General features: G+C 63.2%; 17 protein-coding genes. 10 read left to right on the top strand and 7 right to left on the bottom strand.

Going from position 1 to position 18,430, the window contains the following annotated elements; all coding sequences use genetic code 11:
• Nucleotides 1-80: 80 nt before the first annotated feature.
• Together ugpQ and DTX69_RS18470 are read left to right on the top strand one after the other, a co-directional pair.
• A complete protein-coding gene (ugpQ, locus tag DTX69_RS18475; protein ID WP_119303026.1) occupies nucleotides 81-815 on the top strand; it encodes a glycerophosphodiester phosphodiesterase in 735 nt (244 codons plus the stop codon).
• 220 nt (nucleotides 816-1,035) lie between these two features.
• Entirely contained in the window at nucleotides 1,036-2,436 is a 1,401-nt protein-coding gene (locus DTX69_RS18470; RefSeq protein ID WP_119303025.1) for an NAD(P)H-dependent flavin oxidoreductase, read from the top strand.
• On the opposite strand, the gene DTX69_RS18465 is transcribed toward DTX69_RS18470, so the two are convergent.
• Together DTX69_RS18465 and DTX69_RS18460 are read right to left on the bottom strand one after the other, a co-directional pair.
• Entirely contained in the window at nucleotides 2,433-5,045 is a 2,613-nt protein-coding gene (locus DTX69_RS18465; protein WP_119303024.1) for a PIN domain-containing protein, read from the bottom strand. The two genes, DTX69_RS18470 and DTX69_RS18465, sit on opposite strands and share 4 nt — an antisense overlap.
• A gap of 196 nt (nucleotides 5,046-5,241) precedes the next feature.
• Nucleotides 5,242-6,084: a nickel-binding protein gene (locus DTX69_RS18460; RefSeq protein ID WP_119303023.1), complete on the bottom strand. Its 843-nt coding sequence runs from the start codon at nucleotides 6,082-6,084 to the stop codon at nucleotides 5,242-5,244.
• Nucleotides 6,085-6,361: 277 nt separating this feature from the next.
• On the opposite strand from DTX69_RS18460, the gene DTX69_RS18455 reads away from it, so the two are divergent.
• On the top strand, nucleotides 6,362-7,012 hold the full coding sequence (locus tag DTX69_RS18455) for a glutathione S-transferase family protein (protein ID WP_162917339.1): 651 nt from the start codon (nucleotides 6,362-6,364) through the stop codon (nucleotides 7,010-7,012).
• A 61-nt stretch (nucleotides 7,013-7,073) separates the two neighbouring features.
• On the opposite strand, the gene DTX69_RS18450 is transcribed toward DTX69_RS18455, so the two are convergent.
• Together DTX69_RS18450 and DTX69_RS18445 are read right to left on the bottom strand one after the other, a co-directional pair.
• Nucleotides 7,074-8,153: an NAD(P)H-dependent flavin oxidoreductase gene (locus DTX69_RS18450; protein WP_119303021.1), complete on the bottom strand. Its 1,080-nt coding sequence runs from the start codon at nucleotides 8,151-8,153 to the stop codon at nucleotides 7,074-7,076.
• A gap of 12 nt (nucleotides 8,154-8,165) precedes the next feature.
• Nucleotides 8,166-9,248, bottom strand: coding sequence for an enolase C-terminal domain-like protein (locus DTX69_RS18445; protein WP_119303020.1), 1,083 nt, complete (start codon nucleotides 9,246-9,248; stop codon nucleotides 8,166-8,168).
• A 208-nt stretch (nucleotides 9,249-9,456) separates the two neighbouring features.
• Here DTX69_RS18445 and DTX69_RS18440 point away from each other — a divergent pair, with 208 nt between their 5' ends.
• On the top strand, nucleotides 9,457-10,023 hold the full coding sequence (locus DTX69_RS18440; RefSeq protein WP_162917338.1) for a TetR/AcrR family transcriptional regulator: 567 nt from the start codon (nucleotides 9,457-9,459) through the stop codon (nucleotides 10,021-10,023).
• A 36-nt stretch (nucleotides 10,024-10,059) separates the two neighbouring features.
• On the opposite strand, the gene DTX69_RS18435 is transcribed toward DTX69_RS18440, so the two are convergent.
• Both DTX69_RS18435 and DTX69_RS18430 read right to left on the bottom strand, forming a co-directional pair.
• Nucleotides 10,060-11,448, bottom strand: coding sequence for a hypothetical protein (locus DTX69_RS18435; protein WP_162917337.1), 1,389 nt, complete (start codon nucleotides 11,446-11,448; stop codon nucleotides 10,060-10,062).
• Nucleotides 11,449-11,459: 11 nt separating this feature from the next.
• On the bottom strand, nucleotides 11,460-12,422 hold the full coding sequence (locus DTX69_RS18430) for a queuosine salvage family protein (protein ID WP_284735896.1): 963 nt from the start codon (nucleotides 12,420-12,422) through the stop codon (nucleotides 11,460-11,462).
• Nucleotides 12,423-12,538: 116 nt separating this feature from the next.
• Here DTX69_RS18430 and DTX69_RS18425 point away from each other — a divergent pair, with 116 nt between their 5' ends.
• Nucleotides 12,539-13,069: a dihydrofolate reductase family protein gene (locus tag DTX69_RS18425; protein ID WP_119303110.1), complete on the top strand. Its 531-nt coding sequence runs from the start codon at nucleotides 12,539-12,541 to the stop codon at nucleotides 13,067-13,069.
• Nucleotides 13,070-13,073: 4 nt separating this feature from the next.
• Here DTX69_RS18425 and DTX69_RS18420 read toward each other — a convergent pair whose 3' ends face one another.
• Entirely contained in the window at nucleotides 13,074-13,883 is an 810-nt protein-coding gene (locus tag DTX69_RS18420) for a 2-keto-4-pentenoate hydratase (protein ID WP_284735895.1), read from the bottom strand.
• Nucleotides 13,884-13,966: 83 nt separating this feature from the next.
• Here DTX69_RS18420 and DTX69_RS18415 point away from each other — a divergent pair, with 83 nt between their 5' ends.
• The 5 genes from DTX69_RS18415 (at nucleotide 13,967) to DTX69_RS18395 (ending at nucleotide 18,410) form a co-directional block, all read left to right on the top strand.
• On the top strand, nucleotides 13,967-15,250 hold the full coding sequence (locus tag DTX69_RS18415) for a tetratricopeptide repeat protein (RefSeq protein WP_162917336.1): 1,284 nt from the start codon (nucleotides 13,967-13,969) through the stop codon (nucleotides 15,248-15,250).
• Between the two features lie 86 nt (nucleotides 15,251-15,336).
• The gene (gene irrA, locus DTX69_RS18410) at nucleotides 15,337-15,771 is read left to right on the top strand and encodes an iron response transcriptional regulator IrrA (protein ID WP_119303016.1); all 435 of its coding nucleotides are present in this window, start codon (nucleotides 15,337-15,339) and stop codon (nucleotides 15,769-15,771) included.
• Nucleotides 15,772-15,959: 188 nt separating this feature from the next.
• Nucleotides 15,960-16,379, top strand: a complete 420-nt coding sequence (locus DTX69_RS18405) for a rubrerythrin family protein (RefSeq protein ID WP_119303109.1) — start codon at nucleotides 15,960-15,962, stop codon at nucleotides 16,377-16,379.
• Nucleotides 16,380-16,470: 91 nt separating this feature from the next.
• Entirely contained in the window at nucleotides 16,471-17,805 is a 1,335-nt protein-coding gene (locus DTX69_RS18400; RefSeq protein WP_119303015.1) for a heterodisulfide reductase-related iron-sulfur binding cluster, read from the top strand.
• Nucleotides 17,806-17,810: 5 nt separating this feature from the next.
• Entirely contained in the window at nucleotides 17,811-18,410 is a 600-nt protein-coding gene (locus DTX69_RS18395) for a DUF3501 family protein (protein ID WP_119303108.1), read from the top strand.
• The last annotated feature ends 20 nt before the right edge of the window (nucleotides 18,411-18,430 follow it).

The raw sequence follows: 18,430 nt of genomic DNA, 5'->3' as shown, positions 1-18,430 counted from the left end.
GACAGGTATCAGGGATCAGAGGTCAGAAGTCGTCGCGCATGATTCTCCTGATCCCTGATTCCTGATACCTGATCCCTGACATGCACATCCCCCCTGTAATTGGACACCGAGGTGCCGCCATGGCGGCGCCGGAGAACACCTTGGAAGGCCTGCGCGAGGCTAAGCGCCAGGGCGTGACGTGGGTCGAGGTCGACGTGAAGCTGACGGGCGACAACCACGTCATCCTGCTGCATGACGATCTGCTCGACCGCACCACCAGCGGCAACGGGCCGGCGGCGCAAGCGGCGCTGACGGCGGTCCGGGCGCTGGACGCCGGCGCGTGGTTCGGGCCGGCTTTCGCGGGCGCGAAGGTGCCGACGCTGGAAGAGACGGTGAAGGAGCTGATCGCGCTCGGCCTCAACTGCAACTTCGAGATCAAGCCCTGCCGCGGGCGCGAGCGCGTGACGGCGGAGCTCGCAATGCGGGAGCTGCAGCGTCTGTGGCCATCGGACGCGGACAAGCCTCTCATCTCCTCCTTCGCCTATCAGTCGCTGCAGGCGGCCCATCAGCTGGCGCCGGAATTCCCGCGCGCGCTCCTGGTGGAGGAGGTGCCGGCGAACTGGCAGGCCTTGTGCGAAGGGGTCGAGGCGGTGGCGCTCAATCCCTGGCACAAGCCCCTGACGGCGGAAGGGACAAAAGCGATCAAATCTGCCGGCTACAAGGTCCTCTGCTACACGGTCAACGAAACCGCCCGGGCGCGTGAGCTGTTCGACTGGGGCGCGGACGGCGTGTTCTCGGATACGCCGGGGATGCTGATCGAAGCCCTCGGGATGTAGCGCTTCCTGCCTTCCACCCTCTCGGAAACTCCTCCCTCAAGCTGGGGAAGTTCAGGGCGGGGAAAGCAAGCGAAGATTGTCTCACACCGAGGCGCGGCTTCTCCCACCCCAATCCTCTCCCCTATCAGGGGGGAGGGGTCCTTGGGAGGGGTAAACGTAAATGGGGAAAGTGCTATACTCGGATGGTTGTTAGGCCGTATCGGCCGCGGGGAGAAGTAAGTTGAAAGCGTTGAACGCAATCCTGATTTCGGGGCGCGAGGTGTTGCCGCTGGTGGAAGGCGGCAAGGGCATCTCCGTCTCCAACGGCGAATCCTCCGGCGCGTGGGCGCTGGCGGGCGGCGTCGGCACCTTCTCCGGCGTCAATGCCGACTCCTATGACGAGCACGGCAACCGCATTCCACAGCTCTATTACGGCAAGACGCGGCGCGAGCGGCACGAGGAGCTGCTGGCCTATGCCATCAAGGGCGGCATCGCCCAGGCGCGGATCGCCTACGAGGCCGCCTGCGGCCAGGGCCGCATCCACATGAACGTGCTGTGGGAGATGGCGGGCGCGGAGCGCGTGCTGCACGGCGTGCTGGAAGGGGCCAAGGGCATGATCCACGGCGTCACCTGCGGCGCCGGCATGCCCTACCGCATCGCGGAGATCTGCGCGCAGTACGGCGTGCACTATTATCCGATCGTCTCGTCGGCCCGCGCCTTCCGCGCCTTGTGGAAGCGCGCCTATCACAAGTTCCAGGACTGGCTGGGCGCCGTGGTCTACGAGGACCCGTGGCTCGCCGGCGGTCACAACGGCCTCTCCAATGTCGAGGATCCGACCAAGCCGGGCGATCCCTATCCGCGCGTCAAGGAGCTGCGCGACGTGATGCGGGATGAATGCGGCTTGGCTGAGACGCCGGTGGTGATGGCGGGCGGCGTGTGGTGGCTCTCCGAGTGGGAGCATTGGCTCGACAACGCGGAGCTCGGCCCGGTCGCCTTCCAGTTCGGCACCCGGCCGCTGATGACCCAGGAAAGCCCGATCTCCAACGCCTGGAAGAAGAAGCTGCTGACCCTGAAGAAGGGCGATGTGTTCCTGAACCGCTTCTCGCCCACCGGCTTCTATTCGTCCGCCGTCAACAACGCCTTCATCCACGAGCTGCGCGAGCGCGGCGAGCGCCAGGTCGCCTACAGCCAGCACAAGGTGGGCGAGCATACCGAGCCCTTCCCCGTCGGCGCGCGCGGCCGCCTCGTCTATCTGACGGCCGCCGACAAGGTGCGCGCGGAGGCATGGGTGGCGGAAGGCTATGTCGAGGCGATGCGCACGCCGGAATCGACTCTGATCTTCGTGACGCCGGAGAAGGAGAACGAGATCCTCACCGACCAGATCAACTGCATGGGGTGCCTTTCCGCCTGCATGTTCTCTAACTGGTCGCAGAACGAGCAGGGCACCACCGGCAAGAAGGCCGACCCGCGGAGCTTCTGCATCCAGAAGACGCTGCAGGAGATCAGCCACTCCGACAAGATCAACGACCAGCTCATGTTCGCCGGCCACAACGCGTACAGGTTCGCGCAAGACCCGTACTACGCGAACGGGTTCATCCCGACGGTGAAGCAGCTGGTGGAGCGGTTGGTGACGGGGTATTAGAGCGACAAGAAATGACCTCGAATCCAATTGGTCAAGTAGGAGTGCAGTTCCATACCCGGTCGAGCATTTTGCAAGAAGAACCGAAAGCTCCGCTCTAAGGTGCCATGCTGCTGAAGAAGGGCTGAAAGTCTTTCGAGCGTGATACCTAGGGTTTTGGACTTGCGGACATGAGCGATTTTTGCGCTCCAGATGTGCTCCATCACGTACAGCGCAACGTCCATATGAGAATCGATGTCCGCATTAAGCCCGCCGAAAAACGCTAGGGCTGACCCAACCTTTTCCATCTTATCACTCTGAGACTGGGCGGCGAGAGCCACAATGGTTGGCCCATTGACGGTGATGTGGCCGTGACGCAAAGCGCCAAGATCGCTGACCTTGAGCGAATACGTGTCTAAATCAATAAGACCCTCTTCTAGAGCGACCATGAGGATTATTTGGAGCCAGACTCCATTCTGAGATGATATCTGGGCCGCAATTGCGCGAAGTCCGATGTCCTCAGAAACCAGAAGGAGCTTGCGTGCTTCTGATACATATATTGGATCGAAGGCATGCTTGGTATCGATGTCGAACAGTTGGTACGAAATGTCAGGCGGGAGATGTGGTGCCTCGGCAGGTAGTACTTCTAGGTTGGTCTCAATTTCACGAATTCCCGCTTCTATGGTGCTAACTGCGTGCTGAACTCGCTCAATGTTGAACTCTTCTCGAACAAATCTTCCGTTCTCAAAGCCTACTGTGAAGAACGGCTGGCTCCCGTGAAATTGCAGGCCATTGCGCCAGTTCCGAAACTCGTCCAGGGCCGATTGAGGTATGGCGACTCGCTGGAAGAGTGCTTTGAGTATTGGTAGTACCTTGAGCGAATAGGCGGTCCAGGCGGCGTGAGCGTCGAGTACTACACCTGTAGAGCGATATTCTCTTGCGATCTTTAAGGCTTCCTCTCGCTCAGCGTGAGTGCCAGAGCACGCCCGAATATCATGACCGTGGCCGACCAACATGCTCGCAAACTCAACGGTGCTTCTTCCTAACAGAGTGCTCACCAGAGCAAGGGGGACACCATCACGGACATATAGGTCGAAGATGGCGTTGTTGCGCTCACTTAGCTTCGGAATGAGTGCCCTTGCTGTAACTGTGTCGTCGCTCTCGAGCGCAACTAGAAGCTTGCAACGCAGCAGATTGGGGTCATTGGGAGAGTGCGCAAGAGCTTGTGTTAAAACCAGCTCTGCCTGCGAACCTTGACGGAGTAGGAGATAACCGTTCGCCAAATTTGCGGCCAACGAGATGTTAAAGTCACTCCAGGCGTCCTCATGATGAATAGTCTCATCCCAAATCTCGCGGAGTTGAGTTGTGGCAGTGATAGCCGCGTCTCTTTGTGATGGCGAAAGAGCTGGATAGCCAGTCGATTCTTGTCGCTTAAAGATCGCGTCGAGTTCACCTTCGGCGGCAAATCGTTTGAAGGTCTGGTTATTTGGAAATCGCGCCTGACTTTCGAGTGCCAAGCGATGCCATTCGTCGCGGTGACCTCTCGATCGGAAGAAATCGAGCTTTGCAGTAATAATGTCTTCGTCATCGGGGATATCACTCGGAATGACGTCGGATAGACTGCTGACGCTCTCTACATCGCGGACCGCGAAGATCAGACTCGGAGCAATCGAGGCCCGGTCTATCGCATGTGAGATAGCGTCGACGCCAATTTCATAAGCCTCTTGCGCTCTCCCTAGTAGTACGAGGCCGAGAATCTTTTTGCCGATCGCTTTTGGATCAAGGGGTAAAAACTCGTACGACTCCAGAAAAAGGGTTCCTGCGCGGTTGATCTCGCCCAAGCGAAGAAAGCAGGCGCCGATGTTCGCCTTTACACGGAATCGAAGTCTTGATTCAGAGTCCGCTGGAAGCTCATTCCAAAGGGCTTCTAGTAGTGCGAGGGCAGATCGCGGTTGCCCACGATTGATCATGTCTCGGTATTGATCAATCTGCCTATCAATAAATGTATCGAACTTTGCAGAATCTGAGTTGGTGGCTTGAGAAGTCGCATGTGCGAGGGTGAGCGCCTCAAGTCTTTGGATGCCGGCGATAATTGCTGTTGAGCTTTCCTTTGAGTGAAGTTCAATTCTCTCTACGCCTTCGAGCACAAGATTCAGACGCGGGGTTGCGTCAGGATAGAAGGCTGTGAGCGCACGCTCGTGCTCTATGATCTTGGTAGAAAGGGTTTTCCAGCCCCAAACTTGGACTTCGAAATCGCGACCTAATGAAGCCTGGGCCGCCGTAAACAGCCTTGCGCGCTCATCAAGAAACTCATCATCTTCCGCACTCGTGACGATAATGAATTCTTTAAGTGGTGGATTAAAGTTGAGAGCCTGCGTTGCCTCCTTATCAACGGTATTCCGGGGCAGTTTTGTCGCCTTGATCGCTAATTTACATTGGATGCCCACCCAGTGATCTAAGGAGCGGTTCCTCCTTCTTCCGTACAAGTCGACCCCATCCTGAGATTGGCCGGACGTTCCATTCTCTTTTACGTTAGGGTCGCCCAATATCTCTTCAAAGAGCACTTTGCATTGCGCTTGGAAGGCTCCCGGATCAGTAGTTTTGGGAATTTGTGTCGAAGACAGAAGGGCCATGAATCGTGCTGCTTCCAGCTGTCGCGCAGAATCATTCGAGTCGCGCCCGAAATTTTAGAGCAAGCAATGCGTGCACAACAGCTTTATGGTGGGAAAGCCCTCGGATCGCGTTCGTTGGAAATGTTATTTTGGGGTGCGTGTGCCGTCCAAACGCTCGACCATGCGGGTCTAGTGACGCACCGAGCCGCCGTCCGGGCTAGGTCGATGGTGTAATCGCGCTGGTCTCGGTCCACACACACTCCACCACGCCCACTGGCGCCGCGAAGCCTTTCAGCTGCCGCTGCTCCGCTGCCTTGAACAGCGCGGCGTCGCCGTGCTCGCGGCAGATGGTCTCTGACACCAGGATCTGATCGGCCGCCGCTTCGCTACACAGGCGCGCGGCGAGCTGCACCGTCTTGCCGAACAGGTCGTTGCTGTCCTCGACCGGCTCGCCGCTGTCGAGGCCGATGCGAATGTGGATCGGCTCGGGGTTGCTCGTGTTGTGGCGCTGGAATTCACGCTGGATGCGGATCGCGCAATCGACGCCCCGCGCGCTGTCGGGAAACGAGGCCATGATGCCGTCGCCGGTGTGCTTCACCTCGCGGCCGTCGCACGCGGCGAGGCAGCGGCGCACGATCGAGTCATGCGCGCGGATGAGCTCGGTCGCGAGGCGGTCGCCGAGGCGCGCGGTCATCTCCGTCGAGCCGACGATGTCGGTGAACAGGATCGCCCGGTGGCCGGCATCCATGGCGCTTGCGGCATGCCCGCTGGAGGCGGGCGAAGGATCCGTGATGCGACCGAGGAACGCCTCGACTGCGGAGAGCGAAACCTCGACGATCTCGCCGGCGACGTGGCCATGCGCCTCGCGGTGCACGCGTTGCGCCGATCCCTTATCAGGCGCATCGACCAGGCAGAAGATCGTGCCGCGCTGTTGGTCGAACCAATAGGTCAGGAAGCGTACCCCATACCGATCCTGGACCTCGAGGTCTCTGCGGTGCGCCTCCGCGACGTCGGCAGCCGTCGTTTCCCACACATCATGGCGATCCATGAAGATTGGCATGCAGGTCCTCCGCTTTGCTGCCGAGGCCGATTCCGCAAAGCTGAATAACTATACGCAGGTCGGACGGGCTTCTCCAGGCCCGCGAAAACTGTGCACATGCCGCCGTTTTCACAACCCTACGGCCGTGGAGTCATCCTCAGAATTGGGCGATGGTGCGGTGGAACAATCGAGCTTGCGCAACGTTTGCATCTGGTTGCCCGCCGTGCCGCGGGGGCTTTGCTGGCTGCCCTGAGACCGACGGAATTTGACCAAGCCTTTGGCCCACCTTCGTGAGTCCGTGTCCACTGCGCCTATCCTCTACGGCGCAGCCTACAACGTCTACGTCCGCGCGGTGCGGCTCGCCTTGGCGGAGAAGGGGGCCGACTACCAGATGGTCGAGGTCGATCTCGGCGCGGAGGAAGGGGCGCCGGCGAACTACCTCCATCACGCGAGCTTCATGCGCATCCCGGCCTTCGAGCATGAGGGCGAGCGGCTCTACGAAGCCAGCGCCATCACGCGCTATATCGACGAGGCATTCGAAGGTCCTGCGCTGATGCCGGACGCGGCGCGTGATCGCGCGCGCGTCAACCAGATCATCAGCGTCATCGAGAATTACGGCTACGGGCCGATGGTGTGGATCATCTTCGTCGAGCGCTGCCGTGCCGCGGTGGCCGGCCGCCAGGCGGACGAAGCGAAGATTGCCGCCGCTGTCCCGCAAGTCGCCTATGCGCTGGATGCGCTCGAGGAGATGGCCGACAAGGACGGTCCGCAGCTGATCGGCGACCAGCTGACCCTCGGCGATCTGCACCTCGCCGCCATGCTGGCCTATGGCACCCTAGCGCCCGAAGGTGCTGCGCTGGTGAACGCCCGCCCGCGCCTCGCCCGCTGGTGGGACGGCATGAAGCAGCGCCCCAGCATGCAATACACCCGCTCACCGCTGGAGCATTAGAGCAGCATCGGCGCGAGCACGAGCATGGTGAGCGCGCACATCCTGTGAACTCGCCCGCGCTCTATGGCAACAACGCCTGTGCGCCGCGCCATAGATCCTGCGCGATCTCGGAAGCGGGCCGCGCCTGCGCGAGCCAGCCACCCTGGCCGGACCAGGCTTGCATGCCGTCGAGCGTGTTTGTCTTCGCGGCTGCGCTGCGCATCCCTTGGGTGAGGCCGCGCTGAATGGGATAGGGCGTCGGGCGCGGCGCGCCGGGTGCGTTCGCGGCGCGTGCGAACGCGGTCGCGTAGCTGCGCCCCGCCCGCCCGGAGAAGGCGCGCGTCACCAGCGTGTGCTCCGGCAGCGCGTCCGCGATCGCGTCCGCCCAGGCCGTCGGGATGCCGGCTTCGGGCGCGCGCAGGAATCCGGTGCCGATCTGCACGGCGGACGCGCCCAGCACCAGACAGGCCGCGACGCCGCGCTCATCGGCGATGCCGCCCGTCGCCACCACCGGCACAGGCACGGCGTCGACGATCGCGGGCAGCAACGCGAACAGGCCGGCCATCGTCGGCTCGGCATACGAGGCATCGAAACTACCGCGATGGCCGCCCGCTTCCATGCCTTGCGCCACGATGACGTCCGCGCCCGCCTCCACCGCGCGCTTGGCTTCCGCGACAGTCGTGACGGTCGCGAACCAGGCGATGTCCTGCGCTTTCATGCGCGCGACGAACGCGGCGGGGTAAAGACCCATGATGGAGGAAATGGCGGAAGGGCTCGCCGCGAGAATGGCATCGCATTGCGCCGCAAAGTCCGGCAGCGTGAACTCCGCAGCGTCGGTCTGCACGGGCGGCCCCCAGGCAGCGAGGAAGTCGCGCATCGCCTGTTCGGCGGCGGGATCGCGCTGCGGCGGCGGATCCGGAACCCAGAGATTGATCTGGAACCCGCCGTTGGTCTTCGCGCGCACGGCGGACACCCAACATTCGATCTCTGCCGGCTGCATCAACGTGGCGCCGCAGCCGCCGAGGCCGCCCGCGTTCGCCACCGCGATGCTGAGTGAAGGCGGACATGCGCCCGCCATTGGTGCCAACAGAATGGGCAGGCGCAGGCCGAAGCGCTGGCAGAAGGCCTGGGCGCGCTCGCGTGGGGATTGTCGCTCGCTCATCGCGCTCCCTCGCTAGGCGGCATATTTCGCCACCGCACTTTCGTTCCATTCCATGCCCAAGCCCGGCCCGCGCGCCGTGACGGCACCATCGATGACCGGCAGCGGGTCTTTCAGGATCGCGCCGGCGCTGTCGAGGTATTCGAGATAAAGCGCGGTTGGCGTCACCGGCATCACATGGGTGCTCGCCTCGATGAAGATGTGGCTGGAGACCGGCAGGCTCGCGATCTCGGCGAGCGCGGCGGCCTTGAGCCAGCCGGTGACCCCGCCGATCTTCATGATGTCCGGCATGGCGTGATCCGAGGCGCCGGCTTGGATCGACTTCGCCAAGTCGGCAGCGAACCACCAGTTCTCACCGGTCTGTACCGGGACAAGCCGGCTCGCGCGTACCGCCGCGTGGCCGATCAGATCCTCGGCCGGCACCGGCTCCTCGACCCAGGTGAGGTCATATTGCGCGAGGGCCTGCAGGCGGCGGATCGCCTCTGGCGCGGTGAGGGACTGGTTGTAATCCACCATGAGGCGCGCCTGATCGCCGATGATACCGCGCACCTCGCGCACAACCTTCACATCCGCCTCGAGGCTGCCGCCGCCGATTTTGATCTTGATGGCGCGGAAGCCTTGCGCCAGCGCCTGCTCCAGGCGCCTCGCATCCTCCCTGATGTCGATCAGGCCGAAGGAATCGTAGGCAGTGACCGGCCGCGCCGTGCCGCCGAGCAGGGCAACGACCGGCTGATTGAGCGCGCGTCCCAGCACATCCCACAGAGCCATATCGATGCCGGACAGCGCCATGCCGAGCAGTCCCTGCCGTCCGAGCAGGCGGAAGGTGCGCTCGAACTCCGCCGCGCGCTCCTGCGGCGCGCAAGGCTTGCCCTTGAGAAGCGGATCGATGTCTTCGATCAGCGTCTTCAGCGCCCGCAGCATCAGTTTGGTGTAGGCGAAGAGATAGGCGCGGCCGGTAATCCCCTGCTCGGTGGCGACGTCAATCAGGAGCAAAGGTGAAGCGGGAATCTCGCCCGACGCCGTGCGCAGCGGGCGGGCCAGCGGCGCGACCACGGCGCGCGCGGTGAGGGAGCGGATGGTGAGGGAATTTTCAGGCATGGAACGCCTCCAGTCGATCGATGCTAGGACGGGAGGCGAGGCAGGTATATACACTACTCAGTATACAATCCTCTTCTGTCATCCCGGTCGAGCAAAAGCGAGAGCCGGGGCCTATATGTCATGGCCGCGACACCGATCCACATGGGTCCCGGGTCGCGCTGCGCTTGCCTGGGATGACAGTATTGAGAAGCGTCAGGAAGGAAGCACAATGCCCCGCGATCCAACCGCCACGCGCACGCGCATCTATGCAGCGGCCTACACGCTGTTCTATCGCAAGGGGTTCCAGCGCACGAGCCTGGACGACGTCGCTGCGAAGGCTGGCGTTACCAAGCGCACGCTCTACTACCATGTGCGCAGCAAGGATGACCTTGCGGGCGCGATGCTGGCGCATCAGCACGGCTTCGTGCTCCAGGAGATGGCGCGCTGGATCGGCGATGCCGCGGACGCACACAAGCTGGTGGACCAGCTGTTCGACAGCGTCGCCCGCTGGGCGGCGCAAGCGGGCAAGGGCCGCTGGATCGGCTCCGGCTTCACGCGCATGGCCATGGAGCTGGCCGACCTGCCGGGTCATCCGGCGCGCGTCGCGACGCGGCGGCACAAGAGCGAGGTGCAAGCGGAGCTGGCGCGGCGCCTCGCAGCGTGCCGGGTCAGGAGGCCCTACGATGTGGCGGCGCAACTCCAGATGCTGCTGGAGGGCGCAATGGCGCTGATCCTGATCCACGGTGATGTGCGCTACGCCAGGCTTGCCGCCGCGGCCGCACGCAAATTGATCTAGGCGATCGCGGCAACCCGCTCTTCCGAAGCTTGCGGCCTAGAGCTCGGCCTGCAGGGCGCGGGCTTCCTCCACGATCTCCTGCAAATCGCGGTCCTTCTCCGCGGCGTAGCTGGCGATGAGCCGATCCACGCTCTGCGAGGCCTCCGCGGTCCGTCCCACCTCTGCAAGAGTCTCGGCCTTGTGCAGCAGCGCTTCGGCGACGGCATGCTTGAGGTGGATCGAGTCCGCATCACTATAGCGTCGGACGGCCTCGTCATAGCAGGCGATCTCCGAGTCGATTTCGCGCTCGCCTGTATCCGCGGCGGCATCCTCCGCGATCGCGCCGAGGCTCATGCCCTTGTGGATCAGGGCATCGGCGGCGACGGCACGCACCTGATCGTCGGGATCTTCGGCATAGCGCCGCAGCACCTCGTCATAGCAGTCCATCTCCGCGCTCACCTCATCGGCATCGCTCAAGGTGACGGCCTTGAACATCAGCGCCTTGCCAGCATGCAGACGGAGCGTGGGATCGGGCGAATCACCATAAAGCCGGAGCACATTGTCATAGGCCGCCAGCTCCTTGTTGCGGGCGCCGCGCCGGCCGAACGCCACGGCCTGGCGGATCATGGTGCGCGCAACGCTGTCGGCGATCGGCCAGTAGGATTCCGTACGATAGCGATCGATGATCTGATCGCAGATCTCGACGACGGTTTCGAAGTCCTCCTGGTCGCGGTAGATCTGCATCTTGTCTTCGAGACCGATCAGGACCGCTTCGCTGATCTGGCGGTCGCTGCTGGCGCCGAACCGAGCAAACAGTTCGCCATAGCCCTCGATCTCCTTGTCCTGCCGGCCGAGATAGCCGAACAACTTCGCCCGATAGCGCATGGCGCGTGCAACGCACCTTTGAACAACCACATCGTCAACATCCTGGAAGCGGCGTATCGCCTCCTCCGAGCAGTCGAGAGACTCTTGCCACCGCTCAAGCGAATGCAGCGCCGAGCCCTTCCTGTTCAGCGATCGCGCCACCAAGCGACGTAGCTCCAGCAACTCGTTGCCGAGCGGCACGGCAGAGGCCACGCGGTCAAGAAACCGCGTGAGTGATTGATCAAGCGTCGCAATCGCCGCCTCGTCCCGATCCATCGTCGTCAATACGATTGACTTGTCGTACCAGATTTGGGCCAGCGCGCGGGCGATCTGAGCACCGGCAGGATCGGATCGTTCGGTCGCCAAGCACAGGGAAGCCGCCTCATCCAAGAGATCGAGCGCCTGCTGCTTCTCATCGTGCCGGAAACGAATCGTCGCAAGGCCGTCCAGGGCCAGCGCGCGTTCGTGAGGCCGTGCGGCGAGCTTCAGCGCTTCCTCGAATGCGGCGAGGGCTTCCGCGTTCTTCACTTTCGATAGGGCATCTTCGCCGCGCTCCAACCATTCCTGACATGTCTCTGGCATCTCGGCGTCCCCTAGTAGAACACGCTGCGCGCGCGGTGGCGCGGGATCGCCTTGTAGCGCCCTTCCTGGCCGCGGTTCCACAGCAGGTAATCGAGCGCCACGGAGGTGATGTGCGCATGGCCAGCCTGATGCAGGCGTTCCTTCAGTAGCTCGACGCCGTGCAAGGCGGCGGCGCGGATCTCAATCTCCTCGATGGAGCCGGCCTCGAGCGGATCTTCGCGGTCGATGCGCGCGGCGAGGTCCGGGTCATAGTCCAGGATGCCGTCGACCCGCAGCACATGCGGCACCAGGTTGTCGGCAAAGATGGTGAGCTGGTCGAGATCGTCGAACCTGCCCCAACCTTCGTTGTCGAAGGCGAGGCCGAGATCGGCCGCGGTCAGCTGCGCCCGCTTCATGAAAGGCACCTTACGGCCCTGCCAGATCGCCACGTCGTCGAAGAACGGCATGATGCGGAGGGTCGCGACCAGCTTCTCCGCCTTGTGCTCCGCGCGCTCGACCAGTTGCGCCGGATCGCCGTCGAAGCGTGCCAGCAGCAGCGCGCCGAGGTCGTTGAGCGCCTTGGCGAACAGGCCCATCAGCTCGGCCGCCGGTGGGCTCCCCAGGTCCTGGCCGAAGATGCGCGCACAATCGCCTTGCGTCAGCTTGGCGAGGCGCGCCGCGCTCGGCGCGCCTTCCCCCTGGAACCAGTCATTGAGGCCGGCCGCCATGGTGAAATAGCCGGAATGGCCCGGCCGTTTGCGGACATGCGGGAAATAGCCGGAGCCGAAATTGATCGCATCCAGAGCCAGGATGAAAGCGAGCGTATCCTTGCCATGGCCAAGGTAGTGGGTCGCGGGGTCGAGTGTCGCCGCGCCGATCTCCGCAATCGGGAAGTCGCGCGCGTAATCCTTGAGGCGCGCCTCTTGGATGCGCACACGCGTCGCATGCTGCGCCACTGCACGGCACCCCTCCCTGATCTCATCGAAGATGGACATGGACGCGCTCCTTCGCTGTCGCACCATAGCGTCCTGCCGCCACCCGATCCAAGCCCACAATGGACCCGCGCTCCGCTTGCGCCTATCTTCGCCGCCAGTGGACAGGGGAGGCCATTGTGGAGATCGTGTATTACGCGGCGGCGAGCCTGGATAGCTTCATCGCGACGCCCGATGGCGGGATCGACTGGCTGCCGCCCATCGAAGCCGACGGCGAGGATTACGGCTATCACGATTTCTACGCGTCGGTCGATGCCGTGCTGATGGGCAGTGCAACCTACGAGAAGATCCTGCGCCACGCCGCCTGGCCTTATGCCGGCAAGCCCTGCTGGGTGTTCACCAGGCAGCGGCGCTATGCCAAGAGCAACGATGCCAATATCCAGTTCACCGCGGCGTCGCCGGATCATATCGCGGAGGAGCTCGAAGGCCAGGGCCTGAAGCGTGCCTGGCTGGTGGGCGGAGGCAAGCTCGCGGCATCGTTCCGCGAGCGCGGCCTCATCACCACCTACGGCATCGGCATCGTGCCGACGATCCTCGGTGCAGGTATCCCGCTGCTCGACGCCCGCGGCCTGCTGGAGCAGTTGACGCTCACCGGCTGTCAGACGTATCCGGACGGCACCGTCATGCTCTGGTACCGCAAAGCAGCATAGCCACTTATGCGAAGCGGAGCTTCATCGGCGGCAGGCCGATGCCGTGCAGTTCGGTGCGCCACGTCTCGCCGGATGCCACCGGAAAGGCGCGAGTCACGGTCCCTGTCGTGATGATCTCGCCGGCGGCCAACGGCGGGTTGTGCCGATCCGTTCTCAGCAGATCGGTGAGATGGCGCAGCGCAGACAACGGGCCGTCCAGCACGTTCTTCGCTTCACCGCGATCAATCGGTACATCATCGCGATAGAGGCTGATCTCGAAATTGGCCAGTGCCGCCAGCCAATCAACGAAGGGCATCGTCCCGATCGATACACGCGGGCCCATGCAGTAGGCGCCGTGCAAGGCAAAGGCCGCGACCGTATCGGCGGCAGCAAAGCGCCAAGCGGGAAACAGGGAATGCACGATCTCAAAACCATGCGCGATCCAGCCGATGCAGCCGAGCAAGGCCACCTCGTCCATCTCCGGCTCGGGCGCGCGCGCAAGGCCAAAGGCGATTTCCGGCTCGATGCGCGGCTCAAGATAGGGCGACAGATCCAACGCCGCGTTGCCATCGGTCTCCTGCACCGTCGTCGCATACATGTCGCCCCAGATCGGGGCATAGACCTGGTATTCGTCCCAGATAGTGCGGTTGGTGAACCCGATCTTGCGCCCGATGGGCCGTTCGCCGCGCGCCTGCCGGATGCGCCGCAGGGCGGCCGTCACCTGATAGGCTTCATCCAGCCCGAACTCCGGCATGCGCGCTGCCAGCGACGCGATCGGCTGCCGCGCCGCCCAGGCCTCCAGGATCTCCTGTGCAATCCGCTCGGGATTGATCATGGATACCATCTGGCGTGAAATTCATCGGCCGCGTCAATATGATTGCCCCATGGATGCCGCATTTGCGGCATCGAGTGCGACCGATGATCTACCGGTTTCTTGTTCTGTTCGCGATGCTTGCGGCCAGTCCGGCTCTCGCCGCTTCGGACTCCGAAGCGCGTCTCTGCCGCGATCTGCGGCTGGAGCCGCCGCTCAGGGTCGAGGCTTGTGCACGGGCCTTGGCTGCGCCGGACCTCACCACGCGAGAGCAGGTGGAGCTATTGAGCGCGCGGGCCAGGGCATTGGACGATCTTGGCGACTACAAGCGCGCGATCGCGGATTACGATTCCGCCATCGTGCTGGCGCCGGACGATCCGGTGCTGCATCTCAATCGGGGCGTTGCCAAGATCCATGACGGGCGTCCCACCGACGCGATCGCGGATTATGACACTGCAATCCGACTTAAGCCGAGTTGGCACCTGCCCTATTTCGATCGCGCGGTGGCCCTGGGCGATCTGGGCCAGCGAGCCGCCGCGCTCAAGGATTATGAGCGGGCGATCCAGCGCAAGCCCGACGACGCCTGGATCTATGTGGGGCAAGGCGACGTGCTGGCCGCGTCCGGCGATCTTGAGCGGGCGCTCGCCTCGTACGACAAGGCGCTGGCGTTACGCGCGGATCTCGACGATCCGCGCGCCAAGCGGGCTTCGGTGCTGCTGCGCCTGGATCGACCGGCAGAGGCGCTGCCCGAATTCGATCACGTGCTGGCCACCCATCCGTCGAAGCCGCATCTTTGGCAAGCGCGTGGCGAGGCCAAGTTCCAGCTGGCGCTCTACGCGGATGCGGTCGCCGACTTCGAGCGTGCGCTCGATCTCGCGCGACAGGACGGCGACGCGCGCCGCGCCTTGGCGCGCGCGCAGCTCGGCGCCGGCGATGTGGAAGGTGCATGGCAAACGATGTCACCCTCATTCGATGCGCCGCGGGCTGAGGCGGCGGATCTGGTGCTTGGCGCGATGGTGGCGATGCTCACCAATCGCGCATCCGCGGCAGATGGTTTGGTGCACCGCGCCATCGATCTCAAGCCCGGCGAGGGTACGGCGCAGGCAGTCCTGGCGCTCACCCTGCAGCGTCAGGGTGACGCGGAGGGCGCACGCAACGCGGCGGAGCTGGCGGCGGCATTTGCGCCGCAAGACGCGCAGGTGGCTGCGGTTGCCAAGCTAGCCGGCGCAAAGATGGACGACGCATCGCTGCCGCGCCTGCCCAGGACCACGCCGGCGAAGGTTGCATTGGCCGATTGTGTCGTCAGTCTCGCTGCCGGCGATCTTGGCACGGCCCGGACAGCGGGGCCCGGCTGGTCGCTCTGCCACTTGGCGGCGGTTCTGACCCGATAGGGCAGCATGTTTGAACTTTCGAATGACTTTTTAACCGCTCTAAGAAATGCCTTCAAATCCAAGGAACGTCTGGTAATATTTCGCGTATGACTGAACTGAAGCAGACCGAGCAGCGACCCTTTACCCCGATCGTTCAGCGCCTACGGGCGGCCGGCCTTCGGCCGACGTCGCAGCGGCTTTATCTGGCGCGCCTTCTGTTCGAGCAGGGTGACCGGCATGTGACGGCGGAGCAGCTCCATTCGGAGGCCCAGGCGGCGCGGATTCCCGTCTCCCTGGCGACCGTCTACAACACGCTGCATCAGTTCACGGCCGCGGGCCTGCTGCGTGAGCTGGTGATCGAATCCGGCCGCTCTTATTTCGACACCAACGTCACCAACCACCACCATTTCTTCTTCGAGGAGAATGGCGCGCTGGTGGATATTCCGGGCGAGCATGTGGCCCTCGCCAGCATTCCGACCCCGCCGGAGGGCGCGAAGGTGAGCCGGGTGGACGTCGTCGTGCGGGTCACTCGCGGCAAGTAGCAGGCTGCTGGCTACCACATTTGTGTAACTCAGCCAGCTATTCAGCAGCTAGTTTATAATTGTTCCAGAGTTCTTGACGGGGCGCCTAAAGCGTCTCATAGTTGGTTTTGAGGGCGGCGATTCCGCTTACCGCCTCCGCGCTCCGCGCGAACCGGTACCCTAAGCCATAAGCATCAGGGAGAATGACCATGGCAGCTCTGAAAGGCTCGAAGACGGAAGGCAATTTGAAGGCGGCATTTGCCGGCGAAAGCCAGGCTAATCGTCGCTATCTCTATTTCGCTCAGAAGGCAGACGTTGAAGGCTTCAATGACGTCTCGGCCGTGTTCCGCTCGACAGCGGAAGGCGAGACCGGCCATGCGCATGGGCATCTCGAGTTCCTCGAGGGCGTCGGCGATCCGGCCACGGGCCTGCCGATCGGTGCCACTGCCGCCAATCTGAAGGCGGCCATTGCGGGCGAGACGCACGAATACACCGACATGTATCCGGGCATGGCGCGCACCGCGCGCGAGGAAGGCTTCGACGAGATCGCCGACTGGTTCGAGACTCTGGCAAAGGCCGAGAAGTCCCACGCCGGCCGCTTCCAGAAGGCGCTCGACACACTGGGCTAAGATCGCGGACCGCGCGATCGCCTGTTTGAGAGGACGGCGCGCTGCGCCGTCCTTGCCTTCTTCTATTGACCATGAACGCTAGGTAGGCCCGATGCGCGAAGGCAGCCTGGAAGCGCCCACTCGGCACGCGCTCGATTGGCGAAATCCCGACTTCTACGACATGGCGAAGATCGAAGCGGAGATGCATCGCGTCTTCGACATCTGCCATGGCTGCCGGCGCTGCTTCAATCTGTGCGATGCCTTTCCGCGGCTGTTCGACTTGATCGACGAATCGCCGACGGGCGAGATGGATGGCGTGAAGCCGGCGGACTACAAGAAAGTGGTCGACGCCTGCACGCTGTGCGACCTCTGCTTCATGACCAAGTGCCCCTATGTGCCGCCGCACGAATGGGACCTGGACTTCCCGCATCTGATGTTGCGCTACCGCGCGGCGGAAGTGAAACAGGGCAAGGCCAGCAAGGTTTATAAACAACTGACTGAGACCGACCGCAACGGCAAGGCGGCCAGCTTCGCTGCGCCGGTCATCAACTGGGTGAACGAGGTCAAGCCGCTCCGCGTCGTGATGGAGAAGACCGCGCATGTCGATGCCGAAGCCAAGCTGCCGAAATTCTGCGGCCGCACGCTGGTGATGCGCGCGGCGGAAGAACCGGTGAAGGTGAACGAGGCGGCGCCGGCCTACGGGCGCAGGGCGGTGCTCTATGCCACCTGCTTCTCCAACTACAACAATCCCGACATTGGCATGGCGACGCGGAAGGTGCTGGCGCACAATGGCGTCGCGACCGAGGTGGTCTACCCGCGCTGCTGCGGCATGCCGCAATTCGAGCGCGGCGACGTCGCCCGCGTCGCCGACCATGCACGGACGGTGAGCGAAGAGCTCGCTTCCTATGTCGAAGATGGCTACGACGTGATCGCCCTGGTGCCGTCCTGCGCGCTGATGCTGAAATTCGAGTGGCCGCTGATCCTGCCCGAGGATCCCCAGGTCAAGGCCTTGTCCGAGGCGACCTACGACGTTGCCGAGTATGTCGTTGATATTGCCGGCCGCGAAGGACTGATGCCAGGCTTGCAGCCGCTCGCAGGCGGCGTGGCGCTCCACATCGCTTGTCACGCGCGCGCACAGAATGTGGGGCAGAAGGCGGCGGAGATGCTGCGCCTCATCCCCGATCCCGATCTGCAGGTGATCGAACGCTGTTCCGGCCATGGCGGCGCATGGGGCGTGATGAAAGGGAATTTCGAAACCGCGATCAAGGTCGGCCGGCCGGTCGCGCGCCAAGCCCTGCAATCCAGCAAGGCGCATGTTGCCTCGGAATGCCCGCTGGCGGCGGAACATATCCTCCAGGGCATGGGAAAGCTTGCGGAGGGCGGCGCATTCCCTCATGAACCCCTGCACCCGATTCAACTCTTTGCCAAGTCCTATGGACTGATGTGATGGTCATGAACGTTCCGACACGCAAAAAAGAGATCACGCCTTCCGACATCCTGTCGCCGGCAGATTATGCCAAGCGCCGCCCTGCGATGCGCGCGGAGGTCGTCGCCAAGAAGAAGAACCGCCGCCTGGAAGTTGGTCCCTTCGCGACCTTCTATTTCGAATGCTACGAGACGATGCTGCAGCAGGTGCAGGAGATGCTGCACATCGAGAAGGGCGGCGAAGCGCAGATCGCCGATGAGCTCTCCGCCTACAATCCGCTGATCCCGCAAGGCAATGAGCTGATAGCGACAGTGATGTTCGAGATCGACGATCCGGTGCGCCGCACGCGCGTCCTGTCGCGGCTGGGCGGCATCGAGAACACGATGTTCATCAAGGTCGGCGAAGAGAAGATCATGGGCGCCGCCGAGCCTGACCAGGACCGCACCACGGCAGAGGGGAAAGCCTCATCCGTGCAGTTCGTGCACTTCCCCTTCACGCACGATCAGATCGCCGCCTTCCGCAAGGCCGGCGCCACCGTCATCGTCGGCATGGATCACGAGAACTACGCCCACATGGCCGTGCTGCCCGAAGCTGTGCGCCAGGAACTGGCGGCGGATTTTGATTAGGCGCTCCGCGCTCCCCTAAT

This window comes from Dongia deserti (genome assembly GCF_003574735.1).
GTDB lineage: Bacteria > Pseudomonadota > Alphaproteobacteria > Dongiales > Dongiaceae > Dongia_A > Dongia_A deserti.
The sequence above is the reverse complement of the archived record's forward strand: the minus strand, read 5'-3'. Positions and strand labels throughout refer to the sequence as shown.

Bases quoted from the DNA above. Each gene is read 5' to 3' on its own strand.
- DTX69_RS18435 (WP_162917337.1), bottom strand. From the start codon at position 11,448: ATGCCAGAGACATGTCAGGAATGGTTGGAGCGCGGCGAAGATGCCCTA.
- DTX69_RS18465 (WP_119303024.1), bottom strand. From the start codon at position 5,045: ATGGCCCTTCTGTCTTCGACACAAATTCCCAAAACTACTGATCCGGGA.
- DTX69_RS18440 (WP_162917338.1), top strand. From the start codon at position 9,457: ATGCCCCGCGATCCAACCGCCACGCGCACGCGCATCTATGCAGCGGCC.
- DTX69_RS18450 (WP_119303021.1), bottom strand. From the start codon at position 8,153: ATGAGCGAGCGACAATCCCCACGCGAGCGCGCCCAGGCCTTCTGCCAG.
- DTX69_RS18445 (WP_119303020.1), bottom strand. From the start codon at position 9,248: ATGCCTGAAAATTCCCTCACCATCCGCTCCCTCACCGCGCGCGCCGTG.
- DTX69_RS18395 (WP_119303108.1), top strand. From the start codon at position 17,811: ATGAACGTTCCGACACGCAAAAAAGAGATCACGCCTTCCGACATCCTG.
- DTX69_RS18420 (WP_284735895.1), bottom strand. From the start codon at position 13,883: ATGATCAATCCCGAGCGGATTGCACAGGAGATCCTGGAGGCCTGGGCG.
- DTX69_RS18460 (WP_119303023.1), bottom strand. From the start codon at position 6,084: ATGCCAATCTTCATGGATCGCCATGATGTGTGGGAAACGACGGCTGCC.
- DTX69_RS18415 (WP_162917336.1), top strand. From the start codon at position 13,967: ATGATCTACCGGTTTCTTGTTCTGTTCGCGATGCTTGCGGCCAGTCCG.
- DTX69_RS18430 (WP_284735896.1), bottom strand. From the start codon at position 12,422: ATGTCCATCTTCGATGAGATCAGGGAGGGGTGCCGTGCAGTGGCGCAG.
- DTX69_RS18400 (WP_119303015.1), top strand. From the start codon at position 16,471: ATGCGCGAAGGCAGCCTGGAAGCGCCCACTCGGCACGCGCTCGATTGG.
- irrA (WP_119303016.1), top strand. From the start codon at position 15,337: ATGACTGAACTGAAGCAGACCGAGCAGCGACCCTTTACCCCGATCGTT.
- DTX69_RS18405 (WP_119303109.1), top strand. From the start codon at position 15,960: ATGGCAGCTCTGAAAGGCTCGAAGACGGAAGGCAATTTGAAGGCGGCA.
- ugpQ (WP_119303026.1), top strand. From the start codon at position 81: ATGCACATCCCCCCTGTAATTGGACACCGAGGTGCCGCCATGGCGGCG.